This is a genomic window from Microbacterium sp. 8M, from assembly GCF_902506375.1.
Taxonomy (GTDB): domain Bacteria; phylum Actinomycetota; class Actinomycetes; order Actinomycetales; family Microbacteriaceae; genus Microbacterium.
The window spans coordinates 1,003,953-1,027,173 of the sequence record NZ_LR733284.1; the positions used below are offsets into that span (position 1 = coordinate 1,003,953).

Annotated in this window: 22 protein-coding genes and 2 tRNA genes; 8 read left to right on the forward strand and 16 right to left on the reverse strand. The window is 70.6% G+C overall.

The window, feature by feature from the left end:
• Positions 1-97 precede the first annotated feature (97 nt).
• Positions 98-919: a cytochrome c oxidase assembly protein gene (locus tag AERO9AM_RS04750; RefSeq protein ID WP_236602482.1), complete on the reverse strand. Its 822-nt coding sequence runs from the start codon at positions 917-919 to the stop codon at positions 98-100.
• 222 nt (positions 920-1,141) lie between these two features.
• On the opposite strand from AERO9AM_RS04750, the gene AERO9AM_RS04755 reads away from it, so the two are divergent.
• From AERO9AM_RS04755 to AERO9AM_RS04775, 5 genes are all read left to right on the forward strand, one after another.
• Positions 1,142-2,338 carry an inorganic phosphate transporter gene (locus AERO9AM_RS04755; protein ID WP_159575116.1) on the forward strand — a complete coding sequence of 399 codons (1,197 nt, stop codon included), beginning with the start codon at positions 1,142-1,144 and terminating at the stop codon, positions 2,336-2,338.
• A gap of 17 nt (positions 2,339-2,355) precedes the next feature.
• Positions 2,356-2,646 carry a hypothetical protein gene (locus AERO9AM_RS04760; protein ID WP_159575117.1) on the forward strand — a complete coding sequence of 97 codons (291 nt, stop codon included), beginning with the start codon at positions 2,356-2,358 and terminating at the stop codon, positions 2,644-2,646.
• Positions 2,643-3,371 carry a DUF3349 domain-containing protein gene (locus AERO9AM_RS04765; RefSeq protein ID WP_201298587.1) on the forward strand — a complete coding sequence of 243 codons (729 nt, stop codon included), beginning with the start codon at positions 2,643-2,645 and terminating at the stop codon, positions 3,369-3,371. The genes AERO9AM_RS04760 and AERO9AM_RS04765 overlap by 4 nt, the downstream gene beginning before the upstream one ends.
• 282 nt (positions 3,372-3,653) lie before the next feature.
• A complete protein-coding gene (locus AERO9AM_RS04770; RefSeq protein ID WP_159575118.1) occupies positions 3,654-4,775 on the forward strand; it encodes a M24 family metallopeptidase in 1,122 nt (373 codons plus the stop codon).
• A gap of 103 nt (positions 4,776-4,878) precedes the next feature.
• Entirely contained in the window at positions 4,879-5,388 is a 510-nt protein-coding gene (locus tag AERO9AM_RS04775) for a hypothetical protein (RefSeq protein ID WP_159575119.1), read from the forward strand.
• A gap of 109 nt (positions 5,389-5,497) precedes the next feature.
• On the opposite strand, the gene AERO9AM_RS04780 is transcribed toward AERO9AM_RS04775, so the two are convergent.
• The 5 genes from AERO9AM_RS04780 to AERO9AM_RS04800 form a co-directional block, all read right to left on the reverse strand.
• Positions 5,498-6,352 (reverse strand): ABC transporter ATP-binding protein, encoded by an 855-nt coding sequence (locus AERO9AM_RS04780; protein WP_159575120.1) that lies wholly within the window; start codon positions 6,350-6,352, stop codon positions 5,498-5,500.
• Positions 6,349-7,266 (reverse strand): ABC transporter ATP-binding protein, encoded by a 918-nt coding sequence (locus AERO9AM_RS04785; protein WP_159575121.1) that lies wholly within the window; start codon positions 7,264-7,266, stop codon positions 6,349-6,351. The genes AERO9AM_RS04780 and AERO9AM_RS04785 overlap by 4 nt, the downstream gene beginning before the upstream one ends.
• Positions 7,267-7,297: 31 nt before the next feature.
• A complete protein-coding gene (locus tag AERO9AM_RS04790) occupies positions 7,298-8,224 on the reverse strand; it encodes an ABC transporter permease (protein ID WP_201298588.1) in 927 nt (308 codons plus the stop codon).
• Positions 8,221-9,288 (reverse strand): ABC transporter permease, encoded by a 1,068-nt coding sequence (locus AERO9AM_RS04795; RefSeq protein WP_236602483.1) that lies wholly within the window; start codon positions 9,286-9,288, stop codon positions 8,221-8,223. Before AERO9AM_RS04795 ends, AERO9AM_RS04790 begins: the two co-directional genes overlap by 4 nt.
• Before the next feature lie 91 nt (positions 9,289-9,379).
• Entirely contained in the window at positions 9,380-10,969 is a 1,590-nt protein-coding gene (locus tag AERO9AM_RS04800) for an ABC transporter substrate-binding protein (protein ID WP_159575122.1), read from the reverse strand.
• 131 nt (positions 10,970-11,100) lie between these two features.
• Here AERO9AM_RS04800 and AERO9AM_RS04805 point away from each other — a divergent pair, with 131 nt between their 5' ends.
• A complete protein-coding gene (locus AERO9AM_RS04805; protein ID WP_236602484.1) occupies positions 11,101-11,676 on the forward strand; it encodes an Lrp/AsnC family transcriptional regulator in 576 nt (191 codons plus the stop codon).
• Positions 11,677-11,821: 145 nt separating this feature from the next.
• Here AERO9AM_RS04805 and AERO9AM_RS04810 read toward each other — a convergent pair whose 3' ends face one another.
• The 3 genes from AERO9AM_RS04810 to yczE all read right to left on the reverse strand — a co-directional run bounded on the left by AERO9AM_RS04810 (position 11,822) and on the right by yczE (position 14,157).
• Entirely contained in the window at positions 11,822-12,163 is a 342-nt protein-coding gene (locus AERO9AM_RS04810) for a hypothetical protein (protein ID WP_236602485.1), read from the reverse strand.
• 359 nt (positions 12,164-12,522) lie between these two features.
• Positions 12,523-13,344 (reverse strand): phosphatase PAP2 family protein, encoded by an 822-nt coding sequence (locus tag AERO9AM_RS04815; protein ID WP_159575123.1) that lies wholly within the window; start codon positions 13,342-13,344, stop codon positions 12,523-12,525.
• Positions 13,345-13,416: 72 nt separating this feature from the next.
• Positions 13,417-14,157, reverse strand: coding sequence for a membrane protein YczE (gene yczE, locus AERO9AM_RS04820; protein WP_236602486.1), 741 nt, complete (start codon positions 14,155-14,157; stop codon positions 13,417-13,419).
• Between the two features lie 61 nt (positions 14,158-14,218).
• On the opposite strand from yczE, the gene yczR reads away from it, so the two are divergent.
• Positions 14,219-15,640 carry a MocR-like transcription factor YczR gene (yczR, locus tag AERO9AM_RS04825; RefSeq protein ID WP_159575124.1) on the forward strand — a complete coding sequence of 474 codons (1,422 nt, stop codon included), beginning with the start codon at positions 14,219-14,221 and terminating at the stop codon, positions 15,638-15,640.
• A 59-nt stretch (positions 15,641-15,699) separates the two neighbouring features.
• Here the strand turns inward: yczR and AERO9AM_RS04830 are convergent.
• From AERO9AM_RS04830 to AERO9AM_RS04850, 5 genes are all read right to left on the reverse strand, one after another.
• Positions 15,700-15,772: transfer RNA gene (locus AERO9AM_RS04830), tRNA-Ala, on the reverse strand.
• 67 nt (positions 15,773-15,839) lie between these two features.
• Positions 15,840-15,913 (reverse strand) — tRNA-Ile (locus AERO9AM_RS04835).
• Positions 15,914-15,968: 55 nt separating this feature from the next.
• Positions 15,969-16,895, reverse strand: a complete 927-nt coding sequence (locus tag AERO9AM_RS04840; protein ID WP_159575125.1) for a hypothetical protein — start codon at positions 16,893-16,895, stop codon at positions 15,969-15,971.
• Positions 16,892-17,593, reverse strand: coding sequence for a LuxR C-terminal-related transcriptional regulator (locus tag AERO9AM_RS04845; RefSeq protein ID WP_159575126.1), 702 nt, complete (start codon positions 17,591-17,593; stop codon positions 16,892-16,894). The genes AERO9AM_RS04840 and AERO9AM_RS04845 overlap by 4 nt, the downstream gene beginning before the upstream one ends.
• A gap of 52 nt (positions 17,594-17,645) precedes the next feature.
• Entirely contained in the window at positions 17,646-18,938 is a 1,293-nt protein-coding gene (locus tag AERO9AM_RS04850; RefSeq protein ID WP_159575127.1) for a sensor histidine kinase, read from the reverse strand.
• Positions 18,939-19,203: 265 nt separating this feature from the next.
• On the opposite strand from AERO9AM_RS04850, the gene AERO9AM_RS04855 reads away from it, so the two are divergent.
• Positions 19,204-19,950: a VIT1/CCC1 transporter family protein gene (locus AERO9AM_RS04855; protein ID WP_159575128.1), complete on the forward strand. Its 747-nt coding sequence runs from the start codon at positions 19,204-19,206 to the stop codon at positions 19,948-19,950.
• A gap of 90 nt (positions 19,951-20,040) precedes the next feature.
• Here AERO9AM_RS04855 and AERO9AM_RS04860 read toward each other — a convergent pair whose 3' ends face one another.
• Entirely contained in the window at positions 20,041-20,442 is a 402-nt protein-coding gene (locus AERO9AM_RS04860) for a DUF3566 domain-containing protein (protein ID WP_159575129.1), read from the reverse strand.
• Positions 20,439-22,991, reverse strand: a complete 2,553-nt coding sequence (gene gyrA, locus AERO9AM_RS04865; RefSeq protein ID WP_159575130.1) for a DNA gyrase subunit A — start codon at positions 22,989-22,991, stop codon at positions 20,439-20,441. Before gyrA ends, AERO9AM_RS04860 begins: the two co-directional genes overlap by 4 nt.
• Positions 22,992-23,221: the final 230 nt, after the last annotated feature.

The following is a 23,221-nucleotide window of genomic DNA, read 5'->3' on the forward strand; positions in this document are numbered from 1 at the left end:
CCCTTCGTTCAGGTCGCACTTTCTGCGCCACCCGCTCCCGGGTGCAGCAGAAAGTGCGACCTGAACGACCGGAGCGGGCCGGACGGATCCGGATCCGTCACTCGCCGCGCAGGTGAGCGGCGGTGAGCTCGGCCATCTCCTCGTCGCTGAGCTCGTCCATGCTGCGCGACTCGCGCCGGTCGGAGCGGATCCATCGCATCATCAGGATGACGAGGATCGGCACGTCGACGATCTCGGCGATGAACCACAGCAGGTCGCCGGAGAGCTGCTGATCGCGCAGCGGGTTCGGGAACCACAGCGGCATCGCCCCGGGCACCGCTCCGGCGTGGTCGAACACCACGGTTCCCAGGCGCAGCAGTACCCCCGGGATCGCGTCGAGCACGAGCTCCACGAACGCGAAGAGGAACTCGGCCACGATGAACAGGCTCGTGCGAGCGACGGTGTGCGCCGCCATCGGCAGCACCATGAGCAGCCCCAGCACGGGCACCACCGCCGAGATCGCCCCCGGCGCGACGGGGGAGAACCGCAGCGTCGCCGAGAGCGGCGTGAAGAAGACGGCGAACACGAGGCACGTGAACACCGGCGCCATGATCGCGTTGCCGAAGAACTTCGCGATCCACGACCGCAGGAAGCCGTTCATTCCGGCGCGCGGGTGTGCCGAGAGCACGGCGCGCGCCAGGGACACCGGCCTCCCGAGCGTCACGAGCATGGGCACCACGAACAGCAGCAGGGCGATCCGGGTGGTGAACGCCCAGCGGAGCTCGGCGCTCCACCTGCCGAGGAACCCGAACGACACCCACGCGTACGAGCCGAGCCCCAGCAGCAGGTAGAGCAGCGTCAGCCGCAGCGGCCAGCGGTGCCCGCGCCGGCGCAGCACGACGACACCGCCCAGGTACAGCCCGGCGGCGACCAGGAGCACGACGAGCGCGGTCGGATCCAGGCTCCAGGTGCGGAGGAAGACGGGGATGGGAGGCGTGGCGGGCTCCGATCTGCTGATGAGGCCGCCGTGAGGCTACGCCCGGCGACTATGCGGACGGTGAGATCGGGGCCCGGCGCCCACGGCTTAACGGCGGGTGAACTCTCGCCGTCGAGTGGGCGAAACCGGCCGTCCCTGCAGGCAGAGCGCGGGATGCTGACGATCATGAGCGCCGAAGTGCTGATCCTCGTCCTGGTGGTCGTGACCGCCCTCGGCTTCGACTTCACCAACGGCTTCCACGACACGGGCAACGCGATGGCGACCTCCATCGCCACGGGCGCGCTCAAGCCCAAGGTCGCTGTCACGCTGTCCGCGATCCTGAACCTCGTCGGCGCCTTCCTCTCGGTCGAGGTCGCCGCGACGATCACGAAGGACGTGCTGACGATCCAGGGCCCGAACGGCGATCTCGTGCCCGGGCTCAACCCGGAGTCCGCGATGATCATCATCTTCGCGGGCCTCGTCGGCGGCATCCTGTGGAACCTGCTCACCTGGCTGCTGGGTCTTCCGTCGAGCTCCTCGCACGCGCTGTTCGGCGGTCTCATCGGTGCGGGCATCGCCGGCGCCGCCACCGTCAACTGGGCCGGCATCCTCGGCAAGATCATCGTGCCCGCCGTGCTCTCGCCGGTCATCGCCGGGGTGGTCGCAGCGGTCGCCACCTGGCTCGTGTACCGGCTCACCCGCACGGTGCACGCCAAGCACCGCGAGGCCGGGTTCCGCTGGGGCCAGATCGGCACGGCGTCGCTGGTCTCGCTCGCGCACGGCACCGGCGACGCCCAGAAGACCATGGGCGTGATCGCCCTCGCCCTCATCGCGCACGGCAGTCTCACCGGCGAGCAGATCCTCAGCGACGGCCTGCCGATCTGGATCATCGTGACCTGCGGCGCGGCCATCGCCCTGGGCACCTACCTCGGCGGCTGGCGGATCATCCGCACCCTCGGCAAGGGCCTGGTCGAGATCGAGTCGCCGCAGGGACTCGCGGCCGAGGCCTCGTCGGCGGCGATCATCCTCACCTCCAGCTCCATGGGCATGGCCCTGTCCACGACGCACGTCGCCACGGGCTCGATCCTCGGATCCGGTGTCGGTCGTCCGGGCGCCCATGTGCGCTGGGGAATCGCGGGGCGCATGGTCACCGCGTGGCTGATCACGATGCCCGCGGCCGGCGTGGTCGGCGCACTCTGCTTCTTCCTCGCGCACGGCATCGGCGGGCTCGCCGGCGCCATCACCGTGTTCGTGCTGCTGGTCGCGGCGGCGACGCTGATGTACCTGCGCAGCCGCCGGCAGAGGGTCGATCACCGCAACGTCAACGCCGACTGGGATGGCAGAGTCGTCCCGAGCACCGCCTCGCAGGGCGCGGCGGCCTGAACCGAAGGACGGACGAGATGAACTTCGACATCGCGCAGATGGCGCTCTCCGCCGGCCGTGTGCTGCTGGTCGGACTGCTGTTCGGCGCCGGCCTGCCCGCGCTGTTCGCGATCGGCATGCGGCTGCAGTCCGCCGGAACCGGCGAGGTCGAGGGCGAGGCGCCCGGCACGAGGCGGCCACTGCTCACCGCCGCAGGGTGGATCCTCTTCGCCATCGTCATCGCGGCGGTGCTCGCCGGGGTGCTCTTCATCACCCGGCTGAGCATCTACCACTACTTCGGCATCTCCCTGTTCGGGGCGGGCAAGTGAACGGCAACGTCCTCACCCGCGTGCTCGACTGGCTGCGCGCCGGCTACCCCGAGGGCGTGCCGCCCAAGGACTACTCGCCGCTGCTCGCCCTGCTGCAGCGCACCCTCACCGCGGAGGAGCTCGCCGCGGTGGTGTCAGCGCTGGCGCAGCAGGAGACGGATCCGGTGCGCGTCTCGCAGATCCGGACCGCCATCGCCGACGTCACCTCGGCCACCCCCGGCGAGGACGAGGTGCGCCGCGTCGCCGCCCACCTGGCCGAGCGCGGTGTGCCGCTGAGCACCAAGGCGCAGCGGATCGCCGGGGATCGGCGCGTCCTCGCCGAGGCCGAGTCTGAGGCCGCCGCGTCAGGGGCCGCCGGGTCCGGCGCCGCCGACGCGGCCGGTTCCGCCGGCACGGGCGTGCCCGATGCGGTCGGCACCGGCGTGGCCCCGGACGCCGACCCGAGCCCGATCGCCCAGGCGCTGCGCTGGCTGGGCGCCGGCTACCCCGACGGCATCCCCGCACAGGACCGCGTGCCCATCCTCGCCCTGCTGCGCCGCCGCCTCACCGACGACGAGGTGCAGGAGGTGTGCGAAGCCGTGGCGGCACAGAGCGGTGCGGATCCCGAGGTCTCCATCGTCGACGCGCAGGTGCTGATGATGAAGGTGCTCGGCGAGCTGCCCGGTGACGACGACGTGGAGCGCGTGCGCGCCCGCCTCGAGGAGTCCGGCTTCACGCTGAGCTGACCGTCCGGTCCCAGAGCCTGTCGAAGGCCCCGGATCACCGGACCGACCGTCCGGCCCCTGAGCCTCGCGAAGGCCCCGGATCACCGGACCGACCGTCCGGTCCCTGAGCCCGTCGAAGGGTCCGGATCACTGAGCGGATCGTCCACCGCAGATCCGGTCGGCAGGCATCCGGGAAGACGAATCATCCCTCCTCCGCACCGGCGGCAGCGGTTCATCTCGATCTCGGAATATGTCCCTCCGCGAGCCTGGCGTACCGCACCGGGTGGCACGTAGCGTGGAGGGGTGAGCACCCCGTTCCCCGCCTCCGTGTACGCCGCCCGCCTCGACCGCGCTCGCGCGCTGACCGCCGAAGCCGGCCTCGACGCGATCGTGGTCGGACCGGGTCCCGACCTGACGTACCTCGCCGGCGTCGAGGGCGACACCATCGAGCGGCTCACGGCGCTCGTGATCCCGGCGAGCGGCGAGCCGACCGTCGTCGTGCCGCGCATGGAGCTCGCCAAGGTGCGCGACACCGCGGTGGGCGCGCTCGGACTCGCGGTGGCCGGCTGGGTGGACGGCCAGGATCCGTACGCCCTGGTCACCGCGGCGATGGGCGGATCCGTGGCGCGCTTCGGCGTCGCCGACGCCCTGCCGGCGCTGCACGTGGTGCCGCTCACGGAGCGCCTGGGGGCGCGGCCCGAGCTCGCGACGCCCGTGCTGCGCGAGAGCCGCATGATCAAGGACGCGGCCGAGATCGCCGAGCTGCGCCGCGCCGGCGACGCCATCGACGCGGTGCACCGCCGGGTGCCCGGGCTGCTGCGCGCGGGCCGCACTGAGCGCGAGGTCGCGGCCGACATCGCCGCCGCGATCCTGGAGGAGGGGCACCGCACGGTCGAGTTCGTGATCGTCGCCTCCGGTCCGAACGGCGCGGATCCGCACCACGAGGTCTCGGACCGGGTGATCCAGGACGGCGACGTCGTGGTGGTGGACATCGGCGGCGCGGTGCCGAGCGGCTACAACTCCGACAGCACGCGCACCTACGCGGTCGGCGCGCCGAATCCCGAGATCGCCCGGCGGATCGCCGTGCTCGTGCGCGCCCAGCAGGCAGCGGTCGACGCGGTGCGCCCCGGGGTGACCGCCGAGCAGGTCGACGCCGCGGCCCGCGACGTGCTCGCCGCCGAGGGCCTGGCCGACGCGTTCCTGCACCGCACCGGCCACGGCATCGGCGTGACCACGCACGAGGAGCCGTACATCGCGCCCGGCAACACGCTGCCGCTGCGCGAAGGCATGGCGTTCAGCATCGAACCCGGGATCTACTTCCCCGGCGAGTGGGGCGCCCGCATCGAGGACATCGTCGTCGTGACCGCCGACGGCTGCACGAACCTCAACACCACCCCGCACGAGCTGACCCCCGCGGGATCCTGAGGGAACCGCCCACGGGGCCTGCGTCGCGTACGGGCCGAGCACTCGGTTGAGGCCGGCAGAACCAATGGCGGTGTCTTCACCTCATGCCCCTTAGGGTGAGCACATGACGGCAGAGCGGACCAGGATCCCTTCACGCGTTCTGCTCGCGGCAGGAGCCGCTCTCGCGCTCGTGGGAGTCTCGGGCTGCGCAGCGGGCACCGTCACGACGGACGGAAAGTCCTCTGCGCGGCCGTCCGTCACAGCCACGTCTCCCGCCCCGAGTCCGACGGCCACTCCTGCAGCGACCGACAAGGTCGCCTGCGACACCTACTCGGACATGCTGACCATCCTGCACAACACCGACTACTCCTTCTATCGCGGTGCGATCAGTCCGCAGGAGCGAACCGGCTGGTACTCCCTCGCCTTCCGCGTCATAGGACGCGCGCCTGTCGTCGGCGACGGGCCGGTCGCCAAGGCGCTGGCGGCGCTGCAGGCGATCCAACCCCCGATGCAGGCCGATCCGACGACCCAGGATCCCACGAGCGTCGCCTGGGGCCAGGCCTCGCTGGCGCTGGCCGCGGCATGCCAGGCCGAGGGCTTTCCGACCGGGTCTCGAGGCTTCGTCGGAGGCTGACCCGACCCGCACGCCCCCTCCAGGCACATCACGGAGAACGCCGCCCCGCCATGGGTCTCCCGGTGCGGGCGCAGGGGGCGGGCCCGCACCGGGAAGTCGGTGTCGTTCCTCAGCGCACCCGGTCGAGCGCCTCGGGGATGTCCGCCCGCCACGACGACGGCGCCTCCGACGCGGGGGCGGCGGGCAGCACGCCCTCGCCGTCGGGGTGCGGGATCGCGTCGAGCAGCGCCTCGGTGTACGGGTGCACGGGGTTCGCCCACACCACCGGCGTCGCGCCCGATTCCACGATGCGACCGCGGTACATCACCGCGACGCGGTCGGCCATCAGCCGCACCACGGACAGGTCGTGCGAGATGAACAGCATCGCCGCGCCCGAGGCCACGCAGAGCTCGCGCATCATCGCGGCGACCGACGCCTGCGCCGAGGCGTCGAGCGCGGAGATCGGCTCGTCGGCGACGATGAGGTCGGGCTTCGCGGCGAGCGCACGGGCGATCGCGACGCGCTGCCGCTGGCCCCCGGAGAGCTGGTACGGGTAGCGGTTCTCCAGCGCGGGGGAGAGGCCGACGGCCTTCAGCCAGTGCGAGGGAGCCTCGGTGTCGGCACCGCGAGCGCGTGCCGCCCGGGATCCCTCCGCGATCTGCTGCGCGACGCGGATCCGCGGGTTCAGCGACGAGTTCGGATCCTGGAACACCATCTGGATGGCGGTGAGCTCCTTCGGCCGCGTGCGCAGCCCGAGCGGCTGCACGGGGCGATCGCGGTACAGCACCGTGCCGCCTGCGGGCTTCTCCATGCCGATCACGGCGCGGGCGGTCGACGACTTGCCGCAGCCGCTCTCGCCGACCAGGGCGAGCACCTCGCCGGCGGCGATGTCGAACGAGATGCCGTCGACGGCGCGGAACGCCGTGCGTCCGCCGTACTCGACGACGAGGGAGTCGACGTGCAGCACCGGCTTCTGATCGCTCATCGGTTCTCCTCGGAGGCTTCGGGGGACGGTGCGCCCTTCGTCTCGTCGCTGCGCTCCTCGCTCAGGGACCGGGGAGCCGCGCCGGGGTCGCTGCGCTCGGCAGCCGGTCCGTCGACGAGCGAGTCCTGCGCGTCGGGCATGGCGTCCAGGAGCTCGCGCGTGTACGGATGCTGCGGATCCTGGAAGATCTGCTGACGGGATCCGGACTCGACGATGAGCCCGCCGCGCATGACGGCCACCTCGTCGGCGATCGCGCTCATCACCCCGAGGTCGTGGGTCACGAGAAGCACCGCGAGGTCGCGTTCGGTGGCGAGGTCGCGCAACAGGTGCAGGATGCCCGCCTGCACGGTCACGTCGAGCGCCGTGGTCGGCTCGTCGGCGAGCAGCACCTCGGGCTCGCAGGCCAGCGCGATCGCGATGGCGATGCGCTGCCGCTGCCCGCCGGAGAACTGGTGCGGATACTTGTGCAGCGCCTCCTCCGGGTTCGGCACCCGGACCAGGGCGAGCAGCTCTGCCGCGCGCGTGCGGGCCTCGGCGCGGGAGAGCCCGAGGTGGGCTCGCATTCCGTCGGCGAGCTGGGATCCGACGGTGATCTGCGGGTGCAGGCTCGCGGACGGATCCTGGAACACCATCCCGACGCGGCGGCCCCGCACGGTCCGGTAGGCCTTCGCCCCGAGGCCGACGAGCTCGGTGTCATCGCCGAGGAGGATGGATCCGGATGCGGTGCCGCCTGCGGGCAGCAGGCCCAGGATCGCCATCGCGGTCATGCTCTTCCCGGATCCGGACTCTCCGGCGAGACCCTGGATCCGGCCCGGCACCAGATCGAGCGAGATGCCTTTGACGACCTCGGTGCGGTTGCGCTTGCTCTGGCCGAGTTCGACGCGCAGGTCGCGGATCGCGAGTGCGGTGCTCACTTCGACTCCCTCCGGTCGCTCAGTGCGGTGGTCATGGCGCCACCTCCCCGGTCGCGGCGGCGGCGGACACCGCGGTGGGCGCCTCGGCCTCGCGCTCGCGCGCGGCGAGCGGGTCGAGGGCGTCGCGCAGCGAGTCGCCGATGAAGTTGAAGGCCATCACGATGCTGAGGATCGCCAGCCCCGGGAACAGGCCGAGCCACCAGGCCGCGGGGTTCTGCATCGCCGCCGCGATCATCGTGCCCCACTCCGGAGTGGGCGGCTGCGCACCGAGACCCAGGAACGACAGACCGGAGAGCAGCAGGATCGCGGTGCCGATGTCGAGCGAGGCGAGCACGAGCACGGGCCCGGCGATGTTCGGCAGCACGTCGCGCACGAGGGAGCGCAGTGGTGAGGATCCGAGCAGCCGGCCGGCGATCACGTAGTTCTGCGTGCGCAGACCCAGCACCAGCGATCGGGTGATGCGGGCGTAGGGCGGCCAGGCCACGATGATGCCCGCGATCACCGCGTTCAGGATCGACGGGCCGAGCGATGCCGCGATGACCATGGCGAGGATCACGGTGGGGAACGCCATCACCATGTCGGTGATGCGCATGAGCACCTCGTCGACCCAGCCGCCGAGGTAGCCGGCGACCGCTCCGACGACCGTGCCGACGATCATGGCGCAGACCACGAGCAGGAGCGCGAGCGGGATCGTGGTCTGAGCGCCCAGCAGCAGCCGGGAGAACAGGTCGCGGCCGTTCACATCGGTGCCCATGATCGCCTCGCCACTGGGCGCCGCCAGGCGCGGGAGGTCCTGCGCGAGGGGGTCGTACGGGGCGATCCACGGCGCGAGGATCGCGACGACGATCCAGGCGAGCGCGATCACGGTGCCGACGAGGGCGAGCGGCGTGCGCCAGGCGCGCGGCAGCCAGGGCTTGCGCCGCTTCGGGGCGACGATCTCGGGGACGACGAGGTTCACGACAGCCTCACTCGCGGGTCCAGGACGCCGTAGAGCACGTCGACGACGAGGTTGATGACGAGGTAGATCACGCCCACGACGAGACCGACGCCGGTGACGGCGAGCAGGTCGAGGTTCTTCGACGCGTTGTAGGCGTAGGTGCCCAGCCCCGGCCAGGCGAAGACGGCCTCGACGAGCACGGTGCCCGAGAGCAGGCTGCCGAAGGCGATGCCGACCAGGGTGAGGATGGGCAGCGCCGCACCGCGCAGCACGTAGCCGATGACGACGCGCCGGCCGCTCAGCCCCTTGGCACGGGCCGCGCGGGCGTAGTCCATGTCCAGCACCTCGAGCACGCTCGTGCGCACGAACCGGGTGAGGGTCGCGATCGTGAACAGGCTCAGCACGAGCACCGGCAGGGCGAGGTGGCCGGCGGCGTCGAAGAAGCCGACGGAATCACCGTTCAGGATGTAGTCGATCGTGTAGAAGCCGGTGATCCGCGGCGGCGGGGTGATCGCCGGCGAGATCCGGCCGGATCCGGACACCCAGTGCAGGTTCATGAAGAACAGCTGGTAGGTGAGGATCGCCATCCAGAACGTCGGGATGCTGAGGCCGATCAGGGTCACCACACGGACCACCTGGTCGGTGGCCTTGCCACGCCGGTACGCGGCCAGCGTGCCGAGCACGATCGCGACGGCGAGACTGACGACGATGGCGTAGAAGGCGATCTCCGCCGTCGCCGGCACGGCCTTGGCGAGATCGGCCGACACGGGCTGCCCCGTCTTCAGCGACGTGCCGAGGTCTCCGCGCAGCAGGTTGCCGACATAGATGCAGAACCGGATCCAGACGGGCTGGTCCAGTCCGAACTTCTGCCGGAACGCGGCCACGGTCGCGGGGTTCGACGCGGCGCCCTCGCCGAGGGCGGCACGCACGGGGTCGCCCGGCACGATCACGGTCAGGGAGAACGTCACCAGGACGATGCCGAACAGCAGGATCACGCTCGTCACGGCGCGGCGGGCGAGGAAGCGCAGCAGGGTGTGCTGCGACTGCCGCGTCCTGCGGGTGGCGATGGCTTGGGTCTCGGACAAGGTCAGGCTTCCAGGTCTGCGAGGCGGTGGCGGGGGGTGCTGCGGGGTGGTACTGCGGGGCCGGACCGATGCGGGTCCGGCCCCGCAGGGCTCACTTGGCGGGGTGCAGCGTCCGCAGGTCCAGCGTCCAGGTCACGTTGTATTCGAGACCGGCCACCTTGGTGGAGCTGGCGAGGTTGATGCCGGGCACGATCAGCGGCACGAACGGACCGGACTCCTGCATCGCCTTGGCGTAGTCGCTGAACGCGGAGTTGCGGGCGTCGACCGTCGTGGCGTTCTGCGCCTTGGTCACCAGATCCGCGATCGCGGTGTCCGCCTCGGCGGGCCAGCCGGCGCGCAGGCCGACCTTCTGGCCCGGACCGAACGGCAGGAACGAGGACGAGTCGGCGTAGTCGGGGCCCCAGTACCAGAGCGAGAACGCCTCCTGCGCCTTGACGTAGGGCTGCACCTCGGTCGCGAACGGAGCCGGGGCCAGGGTGGCGTTGATGCCGACGGCCTTCAGCTGCTCCTGCACGCGCTCGGCGACCGGGGTGAACTCCACGCCGCCGACCGGGTTGTCGTTGGGGAACTGCAGCTTGACCTCCTGGCCGGTGTAGCCAGAAGCGGCGAGCGCCGCCTTGGCCTTGTCCAGGTCCTGCTTCACGCCGGACTTGTTCGCCCCGGGGAACATCGGCGGGATGACGCCGGTGGCCTGCACGGATCCGGATCCGGCGAGCTCGAGCAGCTTGTCGTAGTCGAGGGCGTAGCGCACCGCCTCGGCGAACTTCGGGTTGGCGGTGACGCCGCCCACGTTCTTGTCCTGGTTGATGAGCAGGAAGAGCGTCTGGGCCGAGGGCGCGGAGTTCACGGTGAAACCGTCGCCGAGGTTCTTCACCTGGTCGCCGGAGAGGTCGACCGCCACGTTCGAGTCGCCGCCCTTGAGGTTGGTCAGCTGCGTCGAGGACTGGGAGATGTTGCGCACCACGATCTTGTCGTAGGCGGGCTTGTCCTCGCCGTCGTACTTGTCGTTCTTCACGAGAACCGCCTGCGTGGTGAGGTCGAGGGACTGCAGCGTGTACGGGCCGGACCCGGCGGAGTGGGCGTCGAGCCAGCTCTTCGCGCCGTCCTTGTCGTCGGTGGTGCCGCCGTTCTTCTTCACGACCTTGGAGTTCAGGATCGCGAGCGACGGGTTGGTCACGATCGCGGGCAGCTGCAGCGACGGCGTCTTGGTCGTCAGCTTCACCGTCTTGTCGTCGACCTTGGCGACGGTGATCCCCGCCATCAGGAAGTTCGCCTTGGAGTCGGTGATGCCGGCGACGCGGTCGAGGGAGAAGACGACGTCATCGGCGGTCACCGGGGTGCCGTCCGAGAACTTCCGGCCGTCTTGGATCGTGAACGTGAACTCGGTCGCGTCCGCGTTCTGCTTCATCGTGGCGAGGTCGGGCTTCGGAGTGCTCGAGTCGGCGCCCTGGAAGGTGAGCAGGGTGTCGTAGACCGCGTGCAGGACGAGGTTGCCCGTCGGCACGTAGTTGCGACCGGGGTCGCCCGTCTCGAGGGAGAACGCGGTGTCGACCACGAGCGTGCCGCCCGAGGAGGATCCGCTCGAGTTGTTGCTCGCGGAGTTGCCGCCGGAGCAGCCGGCGAGCGCGATGGCGGCCGCGGCGATGAGCGCTGCGGCGACGTGGCGGTAGGAACGGGCCACGGCTTTCCTCCTCATTGAAAAATGGACAGGTCAGACGACCGGATCGGGTTTCCCGGCACTATATCCGACAGTTCGCCGCGATTTCGAGCAATCCATTGTCACGCTTGCATCACTACGGCAATATGTCCAGCATGACCGAAGATCAGCCCGCCGCGTCTGGACGATCCGCGCCTGCGATCGACGAAATCGCGTACGACATCCTCCGTGCGCTGCGTCGCAACGGACGGATCTCGATCGCGGCGCTCGCCCAGGAGGTCGGCATCTCCCGGGCCAGTGCCTACTCGCGCGTCGAGTCCCTGACCCGCGCCGGCATCATCACGGGGTACACCGCGGAGGTCGACACCACCCGGCTGGGCCTCGGCGTGAGCGCGCTCGTGTTCTGCACGATCCAGCCGCAGTCATGGACGTCGTTCCTGCAGGCGATCGGCGACATGCCGGACGTCGAGTCGGCGATGGTCATGACCGGCGAGCACGACGTGATGCTGATCGTGCGCAGCGTGGACATGGAGCGCATGCAGTCGCTCGTGATCGGGACGATCGCGGACCGCCCGGAGGTCACCAAGGTCGAGACCGCGATCGTGATGGGCGAGGTGTTCCGCCGCCCGTTCGTGCTGCCGGACGAGATCCCGGAGCGCGCCGCGATCGGGGTGGACAGCGGCCTGATGCGGTTCACCCGCACCGACGGCAGTCGCAGCACCCGGATCTGACCGACACCCTGCACCGGTTCCCAGCGCAGCGCCACCGGTTCCCGAGCGAGCGCAGCGCCACCGGTTCCCGAGCGAGCGCAACGCCACCGGTTCCTGAGCGAGCCGAAGGCGAGACGAAGGACGCCGCCCGCTCAGCGCCGGACGCTCAGACCTGCAGGCAGACGCTGACGTGGTCGACGCCGTCGACGGCGAAGTCCTCGACGAGCCGGATCCGTCCGTCCTCGGCGCGCTCTGCGCGGCTGACCGCATCGCCGCGCACGACGCTGCCATCGCTCGCCAGCGCATGGGCGAACGACACCCGCACTTCCGCGCCGGCGACCTCGCCCACGAAGCGGCCGGCGGTCACGGTGTCGCCGGTGTACTCGCCCCAGATGAGGCTGCCGTCCTGGTGGTAGTCGAAGGTCGTGGGTGCGTCGGCATCGACGGCGCTCGCGGTCGAGGAGACCATGGCGAAGCGCAGTCCATCGAGGGAGAGCGTGGAAGGCATGACGACGAGTATGGACCCGTGCCCGGGTGTCCGCGCAAACCGGCGACGGCGCGGAGCGACCGTGATCGGATCCCATCACGGGCACGATTCGGAGCTCTTCGGCAGCCCAGGAATGACAATCCCGGAGACGCCCGAATCTATTAACAGGTTCATCCACATGTGGATTACTCGGTGAATGCGGAAATGATCCCGTCCCGCCGCAGCCGCGAAGGGCGTGCTCCGGTATACCCGCTGTTCACCGGCTGTTTTCTTGTCAGCGCCCGGAAAGCGTCTGCCCATCCGAGAATTGCCGCATCCGATATTTCGGTGCCCCCTGCAGCCGTGCGCCGATCGACCTCACGCAGTGGCGAGAGCGCGCGTCAGGAAATCCGCCGGAAGAGGGAATTCCCCGCGGTCGCCAACGCGCTGCCCACGGCGAGGATCGCAGCGCTGCCACCCGCGTAAGCGATCTGCAGATGGCTGCCGTGGTTCTCGACGGTGATGAAGATGATGACGAACGCGATCCCCGACGCAAGCGCGCTCGCGCCCGCCAGCCACCACAGCCCCGGCAGCGAGCGGGCCGGGGGAACCGCCTCCGGCACCCGCCACCACACCAGCGCCATCCCTCCGAGGCAACCGCATACCGCGACGAGCATGAATGCCGCGACGACGTCGCTCGGGCGGTGCCACTGCTGGATCACGAGGCCGACGCCCGTCAGCACGGCGAACGCTCCGCCGATGACGGCAGCGAGCGGCCGCCAGCGCGGTGGGCACACGACGAAGACAGCGAACGCAGCGGCTGCGGCGACAGTTGCATGCCCGGATGGGAATGAGTTGTCGAACAGGTCGGTCGCGCCGGTCTCGGCGCGCTCCAGGAACACGTGCTTGGCGAGCTCCGCCGCGATCACCGCGACGACGCCGACGCCGAGCGCCACGAGCAGGTGCCGGAAGCGTCGTGTGGCCAGGCCGATGCCGAGCGAGATCAGGATCCCGCCGCCGACCGCGACGACGGGCACGTTGCCCAGCACCACTCCGGCAAGACGGTAGACGGCGTCGTGCTGCGCAGAGGCGCCGACGAACGCGCGCTCGTCCACGATCTGGCCGACGTAGGTGCGCACGAAGAACCAATACGTCCCCACGAATGCGGCCGCGAGCAGGACGGCGGCAGCAGCGAACGCCCTGGTTCCACGTCTCGCCGCCATGCGTCCATCATGCAGGCTCCACCTGTGCGAGCGCTCATCCGTCGCGATGGCCGCTCACCCGTATCGCTGGGCTCACCAATCGCTGCGGTCGCGGGCGGCGCGCAGGTCGTTGCGGGCGCGCTCGTCGTCGTATGTCGCGAGGCCGCCGCGCTGCAGGATCGGACGGGGGACCAACGTGCCCGCACCGGGTCGCGCAGCCCTCATCCGCCGCTCCGGCGCCGATGTCTCCCTGCGGCGCGCGCGGCGCGTGTCGAACAACGGCAGGGCGATGTGCACCAGCGGACCGATCCCGAGCGCGAACACCACGGTGCCGAGACCGACCGTGCCGCCCAGCAGCCAGCCGATCACGAGCACGGTCAGCTCCACGCTCAAGCGGGAGACCCAGATCGGCCAGCCCAGGCGTGCGTGCATTCCCGTCATCAGACCGTCCCGCGGCCCGGGGCCGAAGTGAGCGCCGATGTACAGACCGCTCGCGATCGCGACGACGACCACGCCCGCGAGGAGCACGAGCACCTGCGCGAAGAGCCCGTGCGCCGGCGGGACCACGGTGACGGTCGCCTGGATCGCGGTGCCGACGAGGAGCACGTTCAGCAGCGTCCCGATCCCAGGCTTCTGGCGCAGCGGGATCCACAGCAGCAGCACCAGCAGGCCAACGATGTTCGTGATCCAGCCCACGCCGATGCCCGTGTGCCGGGCGACCCCCTGGGCGAACACCGTCCACGGGTCGACGCCCAGACCGGCCGTGATCATGAGCCCGTCGCCCACTCCGTAGAGCACGAGTCCGATCAGCAGCTGCAGCACCCTTCGTGTCATGCGTCCATGTTCCCGCACAACTGGACTGTTCTGATCAGTCCAATCCGCCTAAGCTGGCCTCATGGACTCCCGTCTCTCCGCGCGCGCCCTGGTCGAGCTGCTCGGTCTGTGGCGCACCAGCGAACCGGCCTTCGACGCCCTCGCCGACGCCATCCGCCTGCTCTGCCTCGACAACCGCATCGCCCCTGAGACGGCGCTGCCCGCAGAGCGCGAGCTCGCCGCGGCGCTGGGCGTGAGCCGCACCACGGTCGCCGCCGCGTACCGCGCACTGCGCAGCACCGGGCACATCGTCAGCCGACAGGGATCCGGCAGCGTGACCCGTCCGCTGGGGCGCACCACGGCGTCGCGCTGGTTCGACCGCGACGGCATCGACCTGCAGCAGGCCAGCCCGCCCGCCTGGCCGGGACTGCCCGGAGTGGTGGCGGAGGTCGCGGCCGCGGCGACCGCCCTCGCCTCCCGCTCCGGCTACGACATCCTCGGGCACGCGGAGCTGCGAGCGGCCATCGCGGAGCGGTACACCCGGCAGGGCATCCGCACGACGCCGGAGCAGATCATGGTGACCAACGGCGCGCAGCACGCGATCAACCTGCTCGCGGGCACTCTCATCCGCAGGGCGGACCGTGTGCTCATCGAGACGCCCACCTACCCCCACGCCGCCGAGACCTTTCGGCGCACCGGCGCGCGGCTCGTGAGCGTGCCGGTCGACGTCGCCGACGGCTGGGACCTCGATCGCGCCGTGCAGGCGTTCGGCCGGACCCGGCCGATCCTGGCCTATCTGATGCCCGAGTTCCAGAACCCGACGGGCCGTTCCATGACCGAGACGGAGCGCGCTGTGATCGGACGCGCGGCGCACGATGCCGGATCCGTGCTGGTGATCGACGAGACGACGGCCGACCTCGGCATCGACGCGCCGCCGCGCGACGGTCTGTTCGCCGGACATCCGTCGGCGATCCGGGTGGGGTCGCTGGGCAAGTCGGTGTGGGGAGGTCTGCGCGTCGGGTGGATCCGCGCCACCGAGGACATGATCCGGCGGCTCCGCGCCGCCCGCACCTCGTTCGACCTCGGCACGCCCGATCTGGAGCAGGCCATCGCCACCCGCGTGGTCGAGCGGCTCGACGAGATCCTGCCGCAGCGCTCCGCCCTGCTGCGCTCGGGGCGCGACGCGCTCGTCTCGGCGATCGAGCGGGCGCTGCCCGGCTGGTCGGTGCCGCAGGTACGCGGCGGCGTGGCGCTCTGGGTGGGCCTTGGCGCACCGCTCAGCTCAGCACTCGTCATCGACGCCGGACAGCACGGCCTGCACCTGAGCGCGGGCCCGCGCTTCGCGGTCGACGGTGGTCAGGAGCGCCACCTGCGGATCCCGTTCACCGCCGAGCCGCTGGAGCTCGAGCGCGCCGTGGAGATCCTGGCGGAGTCCTGGGCGCGCGTGACCGCGGGCACCTCGGTCGCCGTCACGCAGCCGGCACTGGCGGAGGCCCTGGTGTGACCCGTGGCGGGAAACGACGAAGGAGGGCCCGCGCTCACGCGCCGGCCCTCCTCACACTGTGGAGCCTAGGAGATTCGAACTCCTGACATCCTGCTTGCAAAGCAGGCGCTCTACCAACTGAGCTAAGGCCCCGTGCCTGATACGGCGGGTTTCGACCGAATGAGCGGATCCGATTTCTCGGATCCGCTCATCTCGTCGGTGGGGCTACCAGGACTTGAACCTGGGACCTCTTCATTATCAGTGAAGCGCTCTAACCGCCTGAGCTATAGCCCCGTATCAACCTCCAAGACTTTACCCGACGGCGGCGCGATCACGAAATCGAGGCGGCTCAGCTCCCCTCGCGGATCGTGATGCTGCCCGCGGACAGGTGAGACTCCACCCGGTGCGACGACGACGGGTCCGTCTGGATCCGCGCGTCCAGGTTCCCCGCGGAGGTGTCCTTGGACAGGTCGTACCGTCCGGACGGCACCGTGACGTCCATGGCCCCGGCGCTGACGTCGAGCCGCACGAGGTCGGGCTGGGATCCGGTGAGGACGGCGTTCATGTCACCGGCCGACATCGACAGGTTCGCCGTGGTCACATCCTCCAGGCGCAGTGTGGCGGAGCCCGCGCTGATCCGCGTGGTGACCGAGTCGGCGCCGCCGTCGACCGTCAGCGATCCCGCACTCACCGTCGCCGAGAGCGTGTCGAAGCGCCCCTCGGAGGTCAGGGATCCGGCGTCGAGCGACAGGTCGCCCGTGAGCTCCCCTTCCAGCTCGCGGGGGAGGGTGAGCGTCATCTGCGGATCCGCCCCGAACCAGCCGCCGATCCACCAGCCGAAGGGAGCCCCAGGCCGGTCGACGCGGAGCACGTCGCCCACGCGGCGCAAGGTCCAGTCCCCTCCGCCCTGACCGCTGACGCTCATCTGCGCCTCCGTCACATCGCCGAAGCGGATCGTGGCGTCGCCCCGGCCGACGTCGACCTTCAGGGTGGTGACCCCGTCCGCGTCGGCGGTGCTGCTGCGGAACACCGCGCCGTCGCCCGCCGCGACCTGGTTCATCGCAGCGAAGGCCGAGGTGCCGCCGACGGTGACGAGCGCGCCGCCGCCGATGATCGCCGCGGCGATCGTGATGGCGGTGAGAGCGCCGCGAGCGGGAGGCGCCGCGGCCGCCGACGGCGCGACCGGGGTCTGCGGCGTCGCCGGAGGTGCGTCGTGGTCCGGCGGCACCGCGCCGAGCGGATCCTGTCCGGGGGCAGGAGGAGTGAGGTTCGTCATCGGTTCGTTCCCGTCTGTGCGTGCCCGGCCGGGCCTGCGCCCAGGCCGGTGCTGGAGATGTGGGCGATCGCGGCGAGCACCCGGCGGTTGCCGGACTCGTCGGGTTCGAGCCCGAGCTTCTGGAAGATGGCGGTGATGTGCTTCTCGACGCTGGCCTCGGAGAGGAACAGCGTCCCGGCGATCGCCTGGTTCGACCGGCCCTCGGCGATCATGGCGAGCACGGTGCGCTCGCGCTCGGTGAGGCTGCGCATCCGGTCGTCCTGGTTGCGCCGGGTGAGCAGTTGCGCGACGACCTCGGGATCCAGCACCGTGGATCCGGACGCGATGCGCTCGACCGATTCGATGAACTCGGTCACGTCGGCGACCCGGTCCTTGAGCAGGTAGCCGAGCGGCCCCGCGGAGCCCTGCGCCACGATGAGGTCCGATGCGTACCGCTCCTCGACGTACTGCGAGAGCACGAGCAGCGGAAGCTGGGGGAGGCGCCGGCGCAGGGACAGCGCGGCGCGGATCCCCTCGTCCACGAACGTGGGTGGCAGGCGCACGTCGAGGATGCAGAGCTCGGGGTCGGTGTCGTCGACGGTCTCGTCGAGCGCGGTGGCGTCAGGGAGCGCGGCGACCACGGTGTGGCCCGCGTCCTCGAGGAGGCGGACGAGCCCCTCGCGCAGCAGCACGGAGTCCTCGACGATCAGGATCTTCACGAGCGTTCCTCCTTCTGGGCGGTCCCACGGCGGTCGTGGACGAGTGTGACGATCACGATGCGCACGGGACGCTCACCTCCAGGCTGGTCGGACCGCCCGACGGGCTGTCCAGGCGGATGGTGCCGCCCGCAGCGAGCACGCGGTTGCCGATGCCGTCGAGGCCGCCACCGGGCACGACGGTCGCGCCGCCCACGCCGTTGTCCTCCACGCGCGCCCACAGCGTGCCGCCGTCTCGCACCCGCACGACCACGCGGCACTCGCTCGCGCGGGAGTGCTTGGCCGCGTTCGTCAGCGACTCCGCGATGGCGAAGTACACGGCCGCTTCGGCGTCGCGGGAGCAGCGGCCGTCGAGCCGCACGTCGAGGACGACGGGCACCGGCGACCGGCCGGCCAGCGCCGAGAGGGCGGCGTCGAGTCCGCGGTCGTCGAGCACCGACGCGTGGATCCCGCGAGCGAGTTGACGCAGCTCGGTGATCGCCGCCTTCGTCGAGGTGTGCGCCTCGGCGATGAGCGCCTTCGCCGCCTCCGGATCCGTGTCGATCTTCTGCTGGGCCATGCCGAGGGTCATCCCCACCGAAACCAGCCGCGGCTGAACGCCGTCGTGCAGATCGCGTTCGATCCGGGTGCGCTCCACATCGGCGGCGCGCACGGCGCCGGCTCGCTGCGCGGTGGTGGTGCGCACCTGCTCGCTGAGGTCGAGGTTGCGGTCCGGGGTCGCCACGATCCCGCGGGAGATCACGCGGTGCAGCAGCGCCAGGCCGATCATTCCGGCGACCGCCGCGATCGCACCGGCGCCGCCGATGAGCGGCGCCCAAGCACTCGGGTACCGCGTGCCCCAGCCGGTGTCGACGTCGCCGCCGGTGAACACGGGCGCGAACGCCGTCACGGCCGACCAGCCGAACCAGGTCATGAGGCGCAGGACGAGGGATCCCAGAACGCACGCGATGGCGAAGTTCGCCAGCGCCCGCCACATCCGGCCGTTGTAGGCCTGCCGCCAGAGCGACAGCAGCCAGCCGCCGAATCCCGTACGCTCCCGGGGCCGCCAGCGCAGCGCCGGCAGGTCGAACCCGTACAGCCCGTTCAGGCGGGCGATCTCGAACCAGCCGAGGCCGAACAGGGCGTACACGAGACCGACCAGCACGACCAGGCCGACGCCGAAGATGCTCAGCCCGAACCCGATGCCGAGGGCGCCGCCGAGGATCCCGACCACTCCGGAGCCGACGACGCCGAGGGCGGCGAGCTCCAGGATCGTGAGGGACAGGCGCAGCGGGGTGCGCGCGACGGACGCCGGGGTCGGACCGGCGGGGGTCACCGGGGGCGGGGCGTAGGACGGTGCGGTAGTCACTTCGACTCTCTCCGTTCGCTCAGTGCAAGCATGGCTCCACGCTACGGGCGCGCCTGCGGGCGTGGAACGGAGGCATCCGGAGGAACCGGTTCGGGTTTTCCGTAAGCGGAACCGGCCGCTGAGCCCGTCGAAGCGTCCGCCCCCCGGGATCCCGGCCCTTCGACGATCTCAGCGACCGGATGTCACCGCATTCGTCCGGGGCCCGGCCGGTTATGCATGCCTACCCTCGATGGACGCGGGCGCGCGCACGTGCTTACTTGGATCCATGCATGCACAGGGCGATCGAGAGGAGACCGTGGTGAGCCAGACGCACACCGACGAGCCGCACGGCACCGGACTGGGGCAGCGCCTGAACTGGCTGCGCGCCGGGGTGCTCGGCGCGAACGACGGCATCGTCTCGGTCGCGTCCCTCGTGGTGGGCGTCGCCGGCGCGACGACGGACAACGCCGCCCTGCTGATCGCCGGTCTCGCCGGCCTCATCGGTGGCGCGATCTCGATGGCGCTCGGCGAGTACGTCTCGGTCAGCAGCCAGCGCGACAGCGAGCACGCCCTCATCGCGAAGGAGCGGGAGGAGCTGCGCACGATGCCCGAGCAGGAGCTCGCCGAGCTGACCGAGCTCTACCGGCAGCGCGGGCTGAGCGAGCAGACGGCGCATCAGGTCGCCGTCGAGCTCACCGCCCACGACGCCCTCGCCGCGCACCTCGAGGTCGAGCTGGGCATCGATCAGGACGACCTCGTCAACCCCTGGCACGCCGCGCTCTCCTCGGCGATCGCGTTCACGGCCGGAGCGATCCTGCCGCTGCTGGCGATCCTGCTGCCGCCGCCGGCGTGGCGCGTGCCGGTGACGTTCGCGGCGGTGCTCGTCGCGCTTGCCGCGACCGGGGCCCTCGCGGCGCGGATCGGCGGCTCGAGCCCGGTGCGCTCGTCGATCCGGCTGGTCATCGGCGGGGCGCTCGCCCTCGCCGCGACGTGGCTCATCGGCACGCTGCTCGGCACCACCGGCGTGGTGTGAGGGTGATCCATCCGCCGGCCTGACGCCCGCCGGGAACGACGGAGGTCCGGGCCCTTCGACGAGCTCAGGGACCGGACCTCCGCGACAGGGTCAGTTCGAGGTGAACCCGACCAGCAGCCCGCCGGTGATCTTCACGGCGAAGTTGTAGATGCCGGCGATGACCGCACCCATCACGGTGAAGACGATGAGGTTCAGGATCGCGCAGACGGATCCGAAGGCGAGCACCTGAGGCAGGCCGATCACCGCGCTCAGCTTGGCGCCGTCGGCGATGCCCGCGACGAACTCGTCGGCCTTGCCCATCAGCCCGGTCGCATCCACCACCAGGTAGATCAGCAGGAACGACACGAGCGTGACGATCGCGATCGCGATCGCGCCCAGGAACGACAGCTTCACAGCCGACCAGAAGTCGATGTAGACCAGGCGCAGACGCACCTGCTTGCTGGAGGTCTTCCGGGACGACTTCTTCGCGAGCTTGTCGGCTACCGTGCTCATGCGTCAGTTCCTTCGGGGGCTTCGGGGGTTTCGGTCTCGGGGGCGGCACCGGAGTCCTCGGACTCATCGCTGTCGGCCAGGCCTCGCTCGGTGTTCCGGGCGATCGCAAGGATCCGATCGTCCTCGTCCGTCCGGGCGAAAACCACGCCCATGGTGTTGCGACCCTTCGCCGGCACCTCGGCCACGGCAGAGCGTACCACCTTGCCGCTGGCAAGAACCACAAGGACCTCATCGTCCTCCTGGACGATCAGACCCCCCGCCAGAATGCCCCGGTCGTCGTTCAGTTTCGCGACCTTGATGCCCTGTCCGCCACGGCCCTGCACCCGATACTCGTCGACCGAGGTGCGCTTGGCGTAGCCGCCGTCGGTGACGACGAACACGAACCCGCCCTCGGTGACCAGGGACGCGGACAGCAGGCTGTCGTCACCGTTGAACCGCATGCCCTTGACGCCCTCGGTCGCCCGGCCCATCGGCCGCAGCGCCTCGTCGGTGGCGTGGAACCGCACCGACATGCCGTGCCGGCTGATGAGCAGGATGTCGTCGGTGGCGTCGGCGAGGAACGCACTGACCAGCTCGTCGTCCTCGCGCAGGCGGATCGCGATGACGCCGCCCTGGCGGTTGGTGTCGTAGTCGCCGAGACGGCTCTTCTTCACCAGGCCACCGCGGGTGGCGAGCACCAGGTACTGCGCCGCGTCGTAGTCGCGGATGTCGAGGATCTGCGCGATCTTCTCCTCCGGCTGCAGCGCGAGGAGGTTCGCCACGTGCTGGCCCTTCGCGTCGCGGCCGGCCTCGGGGATCTCGTACGCCTTGGTGCGGTAGACGCGGCCCTTGTCGGTGAAGAACAGCAGCCAGTGGTGCGTGGTCGTCACGAAGAAGTGCTCGACGAGGTCGTCGGCGCGCAGCTGCGCGCCCTTCACGCCCTTGCCGCCGCGGTGCTGCGAGCGGTAGTTGTCGCTGCGGGTGCGCTTGATGTAGCCCTCACGGGTGACCGTGACGACCATCTCCTCCTCGGCGATGAGGTCTTCCATCGACACGTCGCCGTCGAAGCCGTGCAGGATGTGCGTGCGGCGCTCGTCGCCGAAGCGCTCCACGATCGCGGTGAGCTCCTCGCGGATGATCGCGCGCTGGCGGGCCGGGTCCGCGATGATCGCGTTGTACTCGATGATCTGGGCCTCGAGCTCGGTGGCCTCGTCGATGATCTTCTGGCGCTCCAGGGCGGCGAGCCGGCGCAGCTGCATCTGCAGGATGGCGTCGGCCTGGACCTCGTCGATGTCGAGGAGCTTCTGCAGGCCCTCGTTCGCCTCCTGCACGGTGGGCGAACGGCGGATCAGGGCGATGACCTCGTCGAGCGCGTCGAGCGCCTTGAGGTAGCCGCGCAGGATGTGCATGCGCGCCTCGGCCTTGGCCAGGCGGAACTTCGTGCGGCGCACGATGACGTCGATCTGGTGGTCGAGCCAGTGCGTGATGAAGCCGTCGAGCGCGAGGGTGCGGGGCACGCCGTCGACGATCGCCAGCATGTTCGCGCCGAAGTTGTCCTGCAGCTGCGTGTGCTTGTACAGGTTGTTCAGCACGACCTTGGCCACGGCGTCGCGCTTGAGCACGATCACCAGGCGCTGCCCGGTGCGGTCGCTGGACTCGTCGCGGATGTCGGCGATCCCGGTGATCTTGCCCTCGCGGGCCAGGTCGCCGATCTTCACCGCGAGGTTGTCGGGGTTCACCTGGTACGGCAGCTCGGTGATCACCAGGCACGTGCGGCCCTGGATCTCCTCGACGCCGACCACCGCGCGCATCGTGATGGATCCGCGTCCGGTGCGGTAGGCCTCGTGGATCCCCTTGGTCCCGAGGATCTGGGCGCCGGTGGGGAAGTCGGGACCGGGGATGCGCTGGATGAGCCCGTCGAGCAGCTCCTCGCGGGGGAGCCCCGGGTTCTCCAGCGCCCACAGCGCGGCGTCCGCGACCTCGCGCAGGTTGTGCGGCGGGATGTTCGTGGCCATGCCGACGGCGATGCCGATCGAGCCGTTGACGAGCAGGTTCGGGAAGCGCGACGGCAGAACGTCGGGTTCCTCGGTCTGGCCGTCGTAGTTCGGCGAGAAGTCGACGGTCTCCTCTTCGATGTCGCGCACCATCTCCAGCGCGAGCGGGGCCATCTTCGTCTCGGTGTACCGCGGGGCCGCGGCGCCCATGTTGCCGGGGGAGCCGAAGTTGCCCTGACCCAGTGCGAGCGGGTAGCGCAGCGACCACGGTTGCACCAGGCGGACGAGGGTGTCGTAGATCGCCGAGTCGCCGTGCGGGTGGTACTGACCCATGACCTCGCCGACCACGCGGGCACACTTGGAGAACGACTTGTCGGGGCGGAAGCCGCCGTCGTACATGCCGTAGATCACCCGGCGGTGCACGGGCTTGAGGCCGTCGCGCACATCCGGCAGCGCACGCCCGACGATGACCGCCATCGCGTAGTCGAGGTACGACCGCTGCATCTCCGACTGCAGGTCGACCTGGTCGATCTTGCCGTGGTTGTGCTCGGCGTCGGGCTGCTGTTCGTCAGTCATGTCTTCTCTTCGTCCTGCCGGTCATTCATGTCAGGGCCGGGGTGCGATCCGCAGTGCGGTCGTTGTGCGGCCGGGCTCCGGGTGTGTGATCTCCGGGAGCAGAGCGGGTTCCTTCCCGCTTCGCGGGCCCCTCCCTCTGCTCCCGGAGATCACACCCCCTCCGCCCTTCTCTCGTCTGCTTGTCGTTTCCGCGCTGCGCTCCGCGTCGTCCAGAGGGGCGCAACCCGAGT

Bases quoted from the DNA above. Each gene is read 5' to 3' on its own strand.
- AERO9AM_RS04755 (WP_159575116.1), top strand. From the start codon at position 1,142: ATGAGCGCCGAAGTGCTGATCCTCGTCCTGGTGGTCGTGACCGCCCTC.
- AERO9AM_RS04760 (WP_159575117.1), top strand. From the start codon at position 2,356: ATGAACTTCGACATCGCGCAGATGGCGCTCTCCGCCGGCCGTGTGCTG.
- AERO9AM_RS04775 (WP_159575119.1), top strand. From the start codon at position 4,879: ATGACGGCAGAGCGGACCAGGATCCCTTCACGCGTTCTGCTCGCGGCA.
- AERO9AM_RS04780 (WP_159575120.1), bottom strand. From the start codon at position 6,352: ATGAGCGATCAGAAGCCGGTGCTGCACGTCGACTCCCTCGTCGTCGAG.
- AERO9AM_RS04805 (WP_236602484.1), top strand. From the start codon at position 11,101: ATGACCGAAGATCAGCCCGCCGCGTCTGGACGATCCGCGCCTGCGATC.
- AERO9AM_RS04810 (WP_236602485.1), bottom strand. From the start codon at position 12,163: ATGCCTTCCACGCTCTCCCTCGATGGACTGCGCTTCGCCATGGTCTCC.
- AERO9AM_RS04815 (WP_159575123.1), bottom strand. From the start codon at position 13,344: ATGGCGGCGAGACGTGGAACCAGGGCGTTCGCTGCTGCCGCCGTCCTG.
- yczE (WP_236602486.1), bottom strand. From the start codon at position 14,157: ATGACACGAAGGGTGCTGCAGCTGCTGATCGGACTCGTGCTCTACGGA.
- yczR (WP_159575124.1), top strand. From the start codon at position 14,219: ATGGACTCCCGTCTCTCCGCGCGCGCCCTGGTCGAGCTGCTCGGTCTG.
- AERO9AM_RS04840 (WP_159575125.1), bottom strand. From the start codon at position 16,895: ATGACGAACCTCACTCCTCCTGCCCCCGGACAGGATCCGCTCGGCGCG.
- AERO9AM_RS04855 (WP_159575128.1), top strand. From the start codon at position 19,204: ATGCATGCACAGGGCGATCGAGAGGAGACCGTGGTGAGCCAGACGCAC.
- AERO9AM_RS04860 (WP_159575129.1), bottom strand. From the start codon at position 20,442: ATGAGCACGGTAGCCGACAAGCTCGCGAAGAAGTCGTCCCGGAAGACC.
- gyrA (WP_159575130.1), bottom strand. From the start codon at position 22,991: ATGACTGACGAACAGCAGCCCGACGCCGAGCACAACCACGGCAAGATC.